Here is a 12,095-nt window from a genome sequence, read left to right on the forward strand (position 1 = left end):
CTGACAACCGCCATGGGCTGGTGGTCAACGCCCGCGTGAGTTGTGCTGACGGATACGCCGAACGTGAAGCGGCCAAGGTCATGATCAACGATGCGCGGCAAGCGGCGAACGATGCGGCTGCGCAAATCACGCTGGGCGCGGACAAGGGTTACGACGCACAGGAGTTCATCGAAGCTTGCCAGCAGATGAAGGTCACGCCGCACGTGGCGCAGAACTCATCGGGTCGCCGTTCGGCGGTGCCCGATGGGATTGCGCGCAGCGTCGGCTACGCGTTATCGCAGCAAAAGCGCAAGCTGATCGAACAAGGTTTTGGGTGGGTGAAGACCGTGGGGCACATGCGCCAGGTGATGGTGCGCGGGTTGAAGAAAGTCGACCAGATGTTCGTGTTGAACATGGCCGCCTACAACCTTGTGCGCATGCGTTCGCTAGGACAGGTCCGCCCGTAGTGGCGGCAATCACGGTAATGAGGCGAAAAACAGGCCTCAAACTGTCGAACAAGAAGCTGGATTCGCGTTTAAATTTCGCAATGCAAAAAAGTTGCGGCCGTAGCCGCGCACAGCAAGGAATGTTGTTTCTCGAGGGTGTATTTCCGCAGCCTGCTAGGGGACCAGTCGCGAATCGGGACACTTGGCATGCGTCTTATGGAGAGCTCTGCGACACCCCCCGCACAGCTGGTTAGTGGCCGCGCGCGGCATTTGTCGCCGTTCCAGCCGTAACGTTTCGATACAACTCCTTTCCGGCTTCCGCGCCAATGTCGAACAAAGGCCATTCCTCATCTCTCTAACTGATAGGGAGGTGAAAGTGATAGGGAGGTGAAAGTCATGATCAGACTATTCGCGATCGTGGTTCTTTGAGCAGGTCTCGCGGGCTGTGTCGTCGCTCCGCCGCCTGGGTACGGTTACGAGCCGTCGCCCGCATATGAATCGGGGCCCGCTACTACGGATATACGCCCGGCTATTACGCGGCGCCGGCCTTCGACCTTGGTATCGGTGTCGGCTTTAGTGGGCAAGGCGGCCACGGTGGACATGGCGGCCACGGCGGATAAGGTCAGGTATCCACACGGTTAGGTATTTGCCCGGAAAGTCCTTTCCGATGACGAGCGCAGCTTGCGGATCCCGCACGATTACCCGCTTTGCTGCGAAATCCCAGTCGGCCTTGTTCGCGCGGATCACGCGTTCAACAGCCATGCCGAGGCGGCGCGGTGCGTGTGCGGGAGGTTCGGTCAATGCGGCCATGCCCCGGACCCGGTCTGCTTTGCTGCGCCTGCAGCATCGCGGCTGGAACAGGCATCGAACCGCACGTATTGAGCGCCGCCAGTGTTGGCCCGATGGAGTCGACAATGACCATGATGACCAGATGGATGCTGACGATTGGCCTGGCATGCGCATGCGGCCTGGCCGGTACGGGCAATGCGAAAGCAGACGACCGGCTTTTAAAGCTGCTGCAATTGCAAACCCTAAATCGAATGGCACCGCAGGGCGCGCCCACAAAGAAGAACGCTTCGGACGACAACAATGCGCGTCAGGATCGTGCGGCAGACCCTCAAGGGGCCCAGCCACAGCCTGATAACCGGAGCGCTCCCGGCAACGTGCCGGCGCGAAAGCCATAACTTTCGATGCTGTCACGCCAGAAGAGCCATGCGTGCCGCCGTCGCTGCCACAACTGCTTGCGCGGTATGGGGACGGGACGCAAATGAATCGGTGGTGCACCATCATTTTCATTAGCACTAGCGCGCGCTAACACGCTGCCGGGCCGTACAGAATGATACGAATAAGGATGAAGCGGTCAGTCCGGCGGTCCCCGAAGTGCTCGGCACGGATGGCAACGCTATCGTTTTTCTGCTGCCTTCCCATCGTAACAAGGCACCGGCGCGGCCCTGGAACGCACGTACCCCTGCTTATCGGCGGAAGCAGCGGCAAGCCAGTTGATCATGCAGCGGGTGTTGCGTGTCCGCTGCCGCCCTTCGTCCGGGCATCGTCGTATTCCCGCGAGATGTCCTTGTTCGTGTAGTCTCCCAGCCGCGAAGCGGCAATCAGGCTGACCACCGCGCACAACAGAATGTAACCCGCGATTGCATAGCCCGAATGATAGTAAGCGAAGAGCGCGGTTGCGATCAGCGGGGCAGGGCCGCCGGCAATGACCGAAGCCAACTGGTAGCCCAGGGACGCACCGCTGTAACGCAGCCGCCCCGTGAAGGATTCAGCGATCAACGCTGCCTGGGGACCATACATCATCGAATGCGGTACCAGCGAGAGCACAATCGCAGAGAAGATCCACATCGGATCCCTGGTGTCGACCATCGCGAAATAGAGGAAGCCGAAGATGCCGACGGCGGCGGCACCGATCATGTACATCTTCCGCCGACCGATCAGATCGGACACATGGCCAAAGAGCGGGATGGTACCGAATTCCACCACTGAAGCCACCAGCACCGCCGCCAGCAACAGGTTGCGTGTCACGCCCAGTGTCGTAACGCCATAGGTGAAAACAAAGGCGGTGAAAATATAGAAAGGCGCCTGTTCGGCCATGCGAGCAAAGGCCGAAAGAAGAATGTCTTTCGGCTGGCGCCGCAGCACCTCGAGCATCGGTGTCTTCTCGATCCTGCGTTCAGCCAGGAGCCGCGCAAAGGTCGGTGTCTCGAGAATATTCAGGCGAATGTAGAGGCCAATCGCGACCAGCACGATACTCAGGAAGAAAGGCACGCGCCAGCCCCACGTGAGGAAACCGCTGCCAGAGATCTGGCTCATGGCGAGCACTGCCAGGTTGGCAAGGAACAGTCCCGCCGGCACGCCGAACTGCGGCCAGGAGGCGACGAAGCCGCGATGCGCGTTAGTGCGCGCCCATTCCATCGACATCAAGACCGAGCCGCCCCATTCGCCGCCGACGCCCACCCCCTGAATGAAGCGCAGCACCGTGAGCGCGACCGCGCCCCAGATGCCGATCGTTGCATAAGTCGGAACAAAGGCCACGGCAAACGTCGCGAGTCCCATTAGCAACAGCGTCACGATCAGCGTGGCCTTGCGTCCGATGCGATCGCCGTAATGGCCGAAAATGGCCGCGCCAACCGGCCGGGCCACGAAGCCGACGGCATAGATCAGAAAAGCCTGCAGTGTGCCGACGAGTGGGGCCGACTCTGGAAAGTACAGCTTCGCGAAAACGAGCCCGGTCACGATGCTGTAAAGGAAGAAGTCATACCACTCGATCGTGGTACCGATGGTGCTTGCGATGACAGCTCGGCGCAACTGGCGCCGAGCGTCCTCATCGGAGAGCCGCATCGTCTCTGAGTGTGTGGCGGCCATGACGGAACCCCCAACAAGGGCGATATCAGATATCGACAATTCAGACGGAGAGAGGTTCCGGTGGCACACGGTGCGAGTGGCAAGAACGCGTTCTGATCATATGCTTACCGAGGTGGGTGAGCGCTCCTTGAGGTCCTCCTCATCGATTTGTTCGCGCAGCGCCTCATGTGGCACTGTCGACTTGCGGGACTTCGTCGATGGATGTTGCACAAGGCACCGCGGACCGCTCGACGGGGCGCGTTAAGGTCGGGCAGCGCTCGTTGGCAACTAACGCAGACTGACGGCAGCGATCTTCTTTGGGATTCGTCGGGAACTGCGATACACCTAACAGCCTGCCGTTGAGCACGTCGATGCAGGTGGCCACCACACAGCAAGCAGATTTTGTCTCCGTTGCCGGGTCACGCAGAATCCTCGCGAAGGGAAAACGGGGAAACACAACTTTCAGACCATTCCGTCCAGGTTCAGCCGCGGTTGGCCGATGGTCGTCCCAGCGACTGCTATGGCCGACCCGAGACATCCCGAGCCGGCCTTCACTTTTGCCTGTCACACATCAGTCTGTTCGGACATTTCCAATGCATCGTCGACGTCGATGACCCACTGGAGATCTCAGAGCAGACAGAGATCTAGCGCCGCCGTTTCCGGCCGCACGCCAAAGCAGTTCGATGCTCGTGCGGCCGCTAGCTCGCCTGATGCCGTCCGAGTGCTACGTGCCAACTTGCGGACGATGGCCACCCATTCACATCAGCGCTTTCCGCGTCTCGCTGGGTTTTGCCAAGTTGACGAGCGTAGGCTATGTTCCCGTCTAAAATGTAGTTATCCTGATCAGATAATTTCCTCGACTGCAGCATCCATTGTCCAACCATGCCAGGTGGCGAGGCGTTCTTTGAGTATGGCGCGACGACCTGGATGCTTCATAGGATCTGTTCTCGGCACGGTTGTTCACGCGTGCCGCCGCTTTGACGAACACGTGCTTCACCTGAGCAAGCTCAGGAATGTCGGCGTGCGCCGCCGGATAGCTGCGCCGCTGGTCACGCGCGGACTCTCGGGCGTGTCGTCCGCGATGCGGGTCGCATGGGTGAAGGACGCGGGGTCTGCGGTCGCGATCATGGGACTTGTCTCTTTTCCAGATATTGCTCGACAAAACTCAGGATTGCCTTGGACTGGTAGCCCCTTGCCAGGCGGCAAAGGTGATCGCCGAAAGGGCGATAGAGCTCGTTAAGCCCGGTTACGTGTGCGGCGTGTTGCTCGATGGCACGCATGTCGCCGAGTCGCGCCAGGTGATGTAGTGCTTCGATCTCCTCCGGCGGCGGTGCGATCAAGGTTTCGGAAGGAGCGGCGGTGGGTATAGCTGTTCGGCCCTGTTCGGTGGCTTGCGCCTCCTGAAGTTCGTCACTCCACTCGACATTCAGGACGGCCGCGACCTGTGACAACAGCCTGCTGAAGTCGATCGGTTTTGGCAGAAAGGCAGTTGCACCGGCCGCGAGGCTTTGCGCCGCATCGGTCCCCGCGGCGCCAGCGGAGACTGCGACGATGGGCAGATCCCGGAACTCCGGCATCTGGCGCAGGCGGCGCGTGGCTTCGAGCCCGTCCATTCCGGGCATGACGACATCCATCAGGACAAGCGCCGGTCGCAGGGATTTCGCTTTCTCCAAAGCTTCCAGTCCATCACTGGCCTGGGCGGTGTCGAATCCGAGCGGGCCAAGCATATCGACCGCCACGGCACGGTTTTCCACCACGTCATCCACGACCAGAACGGTCTTGCGCGGACCCTTGTATCCGCTTATCGTCCGTTCGGGCGGAACAACAGGTACCTGAGGTACCACCACCGGGACATCGAGCTCGAACGAGAAGGCGCTGCCAGCTCCGCGGTGGCTCTCCACATGGATCTCGCCGCCCATGAGGCGCACAAGCTGCCGGCTGATGGCGAGGCCCAGCCCCGTGCCGCCAAGCCGGTGCCGGGCCTCGCTCACTTGCTCGAAAGGCCGGAAGATCGCCTCAAGCTGCGCCTCGTCTATTCCGATTCCCGTGTCCTGCACCTCGAAACGCAGCCGGCCGGGCTGCCGGAAACCGACGTGCAGGCTCACGCTTCCCTTCTCGGTAAATCTGATTGCATTGGAGAGCAGGTTGAGCAGGACCTGGCGCAGCCGCATTTCATCGATCCTTACGCCCGCCGGCAGATCGGGCGCCATCTCGCAAGCGAAGTCCAGGCCCTTTTCCGTTGCTTTCACCCGAATCGTCTCGGCGATGAAATAGATGAACCGGTCGAGCTGAATGTCCGAGAGGTTGAGTTCCATCTTTCCAGCCTCGATTTTGGCCATATCCAGCATGTCGTTGATGAGCTTAAGCAGGTGTTCGCCGCTGCGCTGGATCACCACGAGCCGGTCGATCTGTCGTTGATCGAGGCTCTTGTCGCGTCTGAGGATCTGCGCGAAGCCCAGAATCCCATTCAACGGCGTGCGCAGCTCATGGCTCATGTGCGCCAGAAAGTCGCTCTTGGCCTGGTTGGCCGCCTCGGCGTGTTCCTTGGCGACAGCCAGTTCAGCTGTTCGCTCCAGGATCATGTCTTCGAGGTGCTCGCGATGGCGCCGCAGCTCCTCTTCGGCCCGCTTGTGCTCCGTGATGTCGCGTGAGATCCCGAGCAGGAACTTCGCCTCGCCGCGCGCATCGACGATCGGGATCTTCATCGTGTGCAGAAGGCGCGGTCCGTGACGCGTCTGAACCGGCTCCTCCGGCACATCGACCATCTGTCGCGACTCCAGCACTGCACGGTCCTTCAGCGCAAAGAACTCGGCCTCCTGCGCCGGAAACAGCTCGTAGACAGACTTGCCGATGAGTTCCTCGCGCCGATAGCCGAGCAGTTGTTCGCCCGCCTGGTTAAAGCGCACGAAGCGCAGCGTCGCCGCATCCTTGACGAAAATCGTGTCCGGGATGTTTTCGATGATGCTATTCAGGAACAGTTCGCTTGCTCGCGCAGCCTCTTCGGCATGCTGGCGTTCGACGATCTCGGCCGCCTGGCCTGCAAGCGCCGTGCTGAGTTGAGCCGTGCGCTGGCTGACGCGCTCCTCGAGTTCGGCGTTAAGCTCCTTCACCGCATCCTCGGCCTGCCTGCGCTGACGCCGGTCTTCGAGGAACTGTTCCACGGCGCGCGCCATGTCGGCAATCTCGTCGCCGCCGTGCACGGGCACGCCGGCCTGCGCGCTGTCGACGTCACCGTGCCGAAGGGTGTGGCTGACCTGGCGCAGCCGTGCGACGACCTGGCGACCGAGGAATACGCGGGCGATCATCCAGGCGAGCAGCAGGCTCACTGCGACTTCGCCAATGACCCAGCTACGGGTGCGGTCCGACTCTTCGGCAACATCCCGCACCGCTTGAAGGTAGTCGCGCGTGTAATGGTCCGATTGCTGACGTGCCGCGATGGCCAGGGTGTCAGCCTGGCGGCGCAGATCATCGTCGAGGCTCGCCAATGACACGCCGGGCCGCGGCGCAGAGTCCGACGCGGCTTCGGTGCCCAGCGCAGTTTCGCGCACCTGCGCCGCGATGTTGACCGTATTGCGGAAGCGCTGGCTCGATCGATGCATCTCCAGCGCGTCGACACCGACGCCATCGCTCGCAGTCCCGGAGGCCAGGCGGTCCACCAGGCGGTCGAAGGATGCCAGCCGCTCGATGACCTGCCGGTGCGTCTCGCGCACGGCACCAACCGTATCGTCACTGGATAACTGCAAGGCAAGGCGCTCGATCTTCACCGTGTGCTGCGCCAGGTCCTGTGCGTCCTGCAGGCGCGCCAGTCGCTCTTCGGCCAACTGGCCGATCGCGTAGGCCGAACCGGCCAACGAATAGATGGTCGTGGCCCCGACCGCGACCACCAGGGCAACCAGGCACGAAACCACGAGCGCGAACTGCGCGGTGAGCGACTGTGGAAGCGGAAGTTTCATGGGCGTTGCCAGATGCGGCGATAGATATCGCGATAGCCGTTGGCGGGATCGTAGAGCAGGTGATTGCCACCGTCCACGGCGATGTTATCCGCCGTCACGAGATGAACCGGAAATACATAACCCGTGACGCGTTCCCCGGCGAAGAGCCTGTTCATCTCGTCGACCAGCTGCCAGCCGTGCAGATTCAGGGGCTCGGCCACTGTGGCCGTCTGGAACGTGCCCGTCCGGATGCGCAGGAAGGCAGACTCGCTGCCGTCGCCGGCCGACAACATGACCATGGCGGTGTTCGGAATTCCGGCCTGGGTTAGCACTGGGGCGGTGTAGTCAAAGTAGATGTCGTTGATCGCCAGCGCATGCGTCCATCGTTTGCCATAACCCGCGAGCAAGGCGCGTGTCGTGCCCGGCATCAGTTCCTGGCTGCGCGAAATTGCTACGTCGCGCACTTCGAGCAAGGTGCAGCCGCTGCACGCGCGAACGACGGCAGCCATTGCATCCGCTTTGTCTTGCGCGATCCGGTAACTGCTGTCAGTGAAGATGACCACTCCCGCATGCCCGCCAGACTGCGCGATGGCCGCCAGCGCGGTCACGCGCGCGACCTCGAGAGGATCCGTCGACACGTTCATCGCCACGGGCGTGCCAGGCACCGGTCCCGCGTGTGCCGCGACATGCCAGCCGACGATCGGAATATTCCGCGTGGCAAACTGCTGCAGTGCGGGCAGCAGGGCGCGTGCGTCGCCGCCGACGATGATCAGACCGTCCGGACGACTTGCCAGCGCATTCGCGAGCATCTTCAACCGCAGGTCCGGCATGCCACCGGAGTCAAATATCTTCACGTTCCAGTCTATGACCTTGACCGCCTCCAGCACACCGTCGACCACGCCGAGGATGCCACCGTTGCGCAGATCCTCGGCGACGACGGCGATGCGTTTTCCAGATGCGGCGCGCGGCCCGTTGCGCGGTCCGTTCCAGTGTGGGGCGGGTTGCGCTGCGGCGTCGATGACACGCTTCGCTTCGGTCAGATACTCCTGCGCGACCACCGAGGCCCCAGGCACGGGATCGGTCAACGCGCCCTGCGCCGTGGCAATCGATGGCATACACGCGCATGCCCATGCCAGAAGCAAGCACCTCATGCTGTTCCCCTGGGGCTCCCCCCACCGGGATCGATTGACCGCCATCGAAGACGTCCAAATATGCCGCGTACAGGAAATCCTGCGAAAAGGATACTACATCCCAACGGCCTCATTTCATCGCTGATACGCTGGCGCAGCGGATCGAATCCTGCGGCGATCGAGATTGGGACCGAACCGTGGGCCATCAGGTCTGTGATGCATTTTATGAAAGTGTCCAATCCTGGAGCGATCCTGCAACGTGGCCCCGTTCAAAGAGGTGCTCGTCAGGCAGGCGCAGGGTTCATGACGATGATGGCGTTGCCGGATGGGAAGCCGCCGCCCGTGCTATTGATACGGAGAATGGAGGCGAAAATTCCAGGCCGCACAGGAGTCCTTCAGTCTGGCAGCTCAAAAATAGAGGCTGGACAGACGGAGGATGGCGCGATGCTCTTTCGCCGGCCCGGAAATTGACGTGTCCGTCATTGCCGGCGGGATCGGCGAGCGCTATGTCGATGAACGCCTCGATGCAGCACACCGACGCCTCGAACAACGTCAGGTCACGCAGGGCGGCCTCAGATGCAGCGCGGACGCTGCGCTTTCTCGCAAACTCACCAACGGCCAGAACACCGACAGGCCCGCCACGACCAGACGCATTTCCAGAAACGCCGTCAGCGGAAGCAGCGGAGGGGACCGACGTGGTCGCCAATACAGCACCCGTCGAACCGATTCGTCCGCGCACGTTTGGTATCGGGACGGGGCAGGTCTTTTAACAGGTAGTTCTGACAGGTGATATTCACAGGAGGGAGGCATGTCGCTTCAGGTATCGCGTCCAGTCGATCCGTCGCTGCACCCGCTCGTCACCGCAAACTACCTCCGAACTCGTCGTGAGCTGTCTTCGCTACCGCGTAACGGGCGCGCTCATTTACGGCGCTCCGAGGATCGGCAAGACGCGTTCGATAGAATACGTGCACCTGCTGCTTGCCAGGGAATATCCCAAAGTGACGAGCTATCATGCCCGGTGCGAGCACAAGCCGCGGCACACTGAAGGACCGTTCTTTTCAAACCTGCCTGCTGGAAGCTGTCGGCGATCATGATCCGAACGCGGGCACCAACCCCGCGAAACGCACGCGACTTTCGCTGCGGATCCGGGAAGCGGCTGCGCGCGCTGGCAGCGGGACAGTTCTGCTCTTTTGCGATGAGGCGCAACGCCACAACGAAAACGAATACGAGTGGCTGAGGGATGTACACGATGCACTCGACCGCCAGCAGATCAAGCTGTTCACGTTCCTTGTTGGTCAGCAGGAGTTGCTCGCCCAAAAGAGCGCGCTGCAGATCGACGGCAAGACGCAGATTGTCGCGCGCCCGATGGTCGAAGAACTTGCTTTCCATGGCATCCACAATGCCGAAGATGTCGCCACGTGTCTGAACGGTTACGATCAGACCGCCTATCTCAAGGGCACGCAGTGGAGCTTCACGAGGTTCTACTTGCCACAGGCGTTCGATGCAGGTTATCGACTTGTCAACGATGCGGCCGTACTCTGGAATGCCTTCGAGGCCGCGCATCACAGGGCGAGCCTGCCTGGCCGTCTGGAGGCGCCGATGGAATCGTTCACACGGGCCGTCGAGGTTGTGCTCAAGGATAGCCAACTCAGGGATGCTCCAGGGTATTGCCCGGACCCACCCTTGTGGGCACACGCGATGCGCCGCTCCGGCTATGTCCAGTCGCGCCATGCAACCGGCGGTGTGCTCGTCCACGCGTAAGGAGGCGCCCGCGCTCATTGCGCCGCGCTTTTCGACCCTCAGCCTCGAAGAGCGACGACTGACCCCAGCATTGGGCTTCATATTCGATGCAAGGTGGCTGTTGCCTGGTGAATCGATCGTATCGATCCTGTGGAAGTTCGCGCATGCAAATGGACTTCCCGGGCACGCACTGGTCCGGCTGATGGGTGTGGGCATTGACCCGTATGAAGGCGTCGAGCCGATACGTGATGCCGTTGATCTTCAGCATCTGAAGCGCATGCTGCTACTGCCCGGCAAGGTGTTGCGCGCTTCACTCCTTGACACCGGCCAGCGGGACGGCATCACCCGGTTTTCCGGTACTGCAGGCAATGCACATCGCTTGGTCATCACAGCGTGACGTACCAGATGTTCAGTGAAAACCGCTGTCCCGCTCACCGACAAAAGCTTGAGACGAAATGCTAGCATTGCGGGCAGGAGACTCCCTACATCATCAACGCGTGTCTTGTGGGCTCGCCGTATCGTTGTGCGCGCTGCGGCGCGCTTTACGCGACCCGATATCCTCCAGCTTTTGCAACAAAGCCAGCGATGCGCAAAGAGCATCGTATTGCCATCGCGCGACATTTCCATAATCGCGTGGCAGGCAGCTTTTGCCTTGGAATTGACGACAGCGACCTGTAGCTCGCGGGCTCAGGTAGCAAGGCGGCGCTTGAGAAGCTTCCAATGACCGACGCCACAAAACTGCCGTGCGCGCCACGCAAAACTGGGTGTTGACGACTTTACGTCTTTTTTGGTGACGACTTTACTTCGCTCTACGGCAACGAACATCCCAGCCTTTTTAACGGCTTCCTGTTGATGTTCGCTAGTTCTGCTAGCCGTGTTCAATGACTTTGCTAGCGAAGGAATGGCTGTGGCGCATGGCGGATTCAACCGGTGGATGCAATAGTTTGCTGGGATCGTTCGCGATGTCCCATTGCGAGTAGTGTCCAGACATCGAACATATGGTGGAACACGGTCAAGAACGGCATGCACGATGCTGGTGAGGATTTCAATGTCCCGGTCGACTATCGCAATCCGCCGACAGGGGACACGAGCGACATGGTGCGCGTCCTCGAACAGGCCGCGGCCCGCAACTACTCGGGCGTTATCACGACGGTGTTATTCGGAAAGCTGGCGGCCGAAGCCGGTGCTGACGCCTGTGATGAACCATGTGCGTTGTGACATCCTCGATGCTCCTTGAAAGGTTGCGATCCGGCATGAACTCATTTAACCGCCCGCCCAGTTTGCCAGCAGCCCCGCCTGCTGCATCCCGAATCGCTGATTTTCAGCGTCGATAGCTCCGATAGCCTTTGGAGTAATGGTGCTTGGCGGTTCGTTCCGGATCACGCTGTCGGAGCGTATTGCATTTCGCCGTTTCCAAACGACCAGTCCTCGCGAGCGACGTCGACCAGACTGATCCAGACGTCTTCCTTACGAACGCCGGTCTTGGCATGAATGCCGTCCGCAATGGCCTTGTAGAAAGCCTTCTTGACTTCAATGGTCCGACCGGAATTCCAGGTGATCTGAATGAAAACAATGGCGGGCGTATAAGTGATACCCAAATAGCCCTCCGCGGGATAGATCAGTTCGTCGGACGAGTGGCGCGAGATGATCTGAAACTTATCGTTCCTTGGAACGTTCGCGACATTTACCATCGCCTCATAAACAGTGTCACTGACTGCGCGAGCGACTTCATCCGGGGCGTTTTTTGACAGATTGATTCGTACGAGTGGCATTTTCGTATCTCCGTTGACGACAGTAAACCGCTATTGATTGACAGTACGTGGACCGTTGACTGACCAATAGCGCACAGGGAAACATGTGGTTAGCGCTTCCTGATAGTGTGGGCTGTGGTACCAGGTTTTCGCATCCACCACGCTGGCAACTCAAGGATGCCCGCGCCCACTATCGGCACTCCTTCAAGCTGCGTCAATTTCCAGCGTTTGGCAAAGGGCTTCGAAGCGTCGCCTTGACCGGAT

At 60.6% G+C, this 12,095-nt stretch carries 8 protein-coding genes and 3 pseudogenes; 5 read left to right on the plus strand and 6 right to left on the minus strand.

Features of this window, described 5'->3' with window-relative positions; all coding sequences use genetic code 11:
• Window positions 1-446 (plus strand): transposase (locus FVF58_RS20195; RefSeq protein ID WP_149671648.1); only part of this gene is annotated, 446 nt, incomplete at its 5' end.
• Window positions 447-998: 552 nt separating this feature from the next.
• Here FVF58_RS20195 and FVF58_RS51505 read toward each other — a convergent pair.
• Window positions 999-1,235, minus strand: a complete 237-nt coding sequence (locus FVF58_RS51505; protein WP_188130872.1) for a hypothetical protein — start codon at window positions 1,233-1,235, stop codon at window positions 999-1,001.
• A gap of 104 nt (window positions 1,236-1,339) precedes the next feature.
• On the opposite strand from FVF58_RS51505, the gene FVF58_RS20205 reads away from it, so the two are divergent.
• Window positions 1,340-1,609 carry a hypothetical protein gene (locus FVF58_RS20205; protein WP_149671649.1) on the plus strand — a complete coding sequence of 90 codons (270 nt, stop codon included), beginning with the start codon at window positions 1,340-1,342 and terminating at the stop codon, window positions 1,607-1,609.
• A 319-nt stretch (window positions 1,610-1,928) separates the two neighbouring features.
• Here the strand turns inward: FVF58_RS20205 and FVF58_RS20210 are convergent, their stop codons facing one another.
• From FVF58_RS20210 to FVF58_RS20225, 4 genes and pseudogenes are all read right to left on the minus strand, one after another.
• Window positions 1,929-3,299 carry an MFS transporter gene (locus FVF58_RS20210; protein WP_149671650.1) on the minus strand — a complete coding sequence of 457 codons (1,371 nt, stop codon included), beginning with the start codon at window positions 3,297-3,299 and terminating at the stop codon, window positions 1,929-1,931.
• Between the two features lie 922 nt (window positions 3,300-4,221).
• Window positions 4,222-4,329, minus strand: a pseudogene (locus tag FVF58_RS54770) (IS6 family transposase); the annotation flags it as partial.
• A 73-nt stretch (window positions 4,330-4,402) separates the two neighbouring features.
• Window positions 4,403-7,231: an ATP-binding protein gene (locus FVF58_RS20220; RefSeq protein ID WP_149671651.1), complete on the minus strand. Its 2,829-nt coding sequence runs from the start codon at window positions 7,229-7,231 to the stop codon at window positions 4,403-4,405.
• Window positions 7,228-8,361: a substrate-binding domain-containing protein gene (locus FVF58_RS20225; protein WP_149671652.1), complete on the minus strand. Its 1,134-nt coding sequence runs from the start codon at window positions 8,359-8,361 to the stop codon at window positions 7,228-7,230. Before FVF58_RS20225 ends, FVF58_RS20220 begins: the two co-directional genes overlap by 4 nt.
• Window positions 8,362-9,148: 787 nt before the next feature.
• Between FVF58_RS20225 and FVF58_RS52840 the strand changes: the two are divergent.
• The 3 genes and pseudogenes from FVF58_RS52840 to FVF58_RS20240 all read left to right on the plus strand — a co-directional run.
• Window positions 9,149-10,101 (plus strand): annotated as a pseudogene (locus tag FVF58_RS52840) (AAA family ATPase).
• Window positions 10,070-10,477 carry a hypothetical protein gene (locus FVF58_RS20235; protein WP_149671653.1) on the plus strand — a complete coding sequence of 136 codons (408 nt, stop codon included), beginning with the start codon at window positions 10,070-10,072 and terminating at the stop codon, window positions 10,475-10,477. The pseudogene FVF58_RS52840 and the gene FVF58_RS20235 overlap by 32 nt, the downstream one beginning before the upstream one ends.
• A gap of 593 nt (window positions 10,478-11,070) precedes the next feature.
• Window positions 11,071-11,298 (plus strand): annotated as a pseudogene (locus FVF58_RS20240) (substrate-binding domain-containing protein); the annotation flags it as partial.
• A gap of 161 nt (window positions 11,299-11,459) precedes the next feature.
• On the opposite strand, the gene FVF58_RS20245 reads toward FVF58_RS20240, so the two are convergent.
• Window positions 11,460-11,852, minus strand: coding sequence for a tautomerase family protein (locus tag FVF58_RS20245; RefSeq protein WP_149671654.1), 393 nt, complete (start codon window positions 11,850-11,852; stop codon window positions 11,460-11,462).
• Window positions 11,853-12,095: the final 243 nt, after the last annotated feature.

This window comes from Paraburkholderia panacisoli (genome assembly GCF_008369935.1).
In the GTDB taxonomy this organism is placed as follows: domain Bacteria; phylum Pseudomonadota; class Gammaproteobacteria; order Burkholderiales; family Burkholderiaceae; genus Paraburkholderia; species Paraburkholderia panacisoli.

Excerpts from the sequence above, each read along its gene's own strand:
- FVF58_RS20210 (WP_149671650.1), bottom strand. The coding sequence starts at position 3,299 with ATGGCCGCCACACACTCAGAGACGATGCGGCTCTCCGATGAGGACGCT.
- FVF58_RS20220 (WP_149671651.1), bottom strand. The coding sequence starts at position 7,231 with ATGAAACTTCCGCTTCCACAGTCGCTCACCGCGCAGTTCGCGCTCGTG.
- FVF58_RS20225 (WP_149671652.1), bottom strand. The coding sequence starts at position 8,361 with ATGAGGTGCTTGCTTCTGGCATGGGCATGCGCGTGTATGCCATCGATT.
- FVF58_RS51505 (WP_188130872.1), bottom strand. The coding sequence starts at position 1,235 with ATGGCCGCATTGACCGAACCTCCCGCACACGCACCGCGCCGCCTCGGC.
- FVF58_RS20235 (WP_149671653.1), top strand. The coding sequence starts at position 10,070 with ATGCAACCGGCGGTGTGCTCGTCCACGCGTAAGGAGGCGCCCGCGCTC.
- FVF58_RS20245 (WP_149671654.1), bottom strand. The coding sequence starts at position 11,852 with ATGCCACTCGTACGAATCAATCTGTCAAAAAACGCCCCGGATGAAGTC.
- FVF58_RS20205 (WP_149671649.1), top strand. The coding sequence starts at position 1,340 with ATGACCATGATGACCAGATGGATGCTGACGATTGGCCTGGCATGCGCA.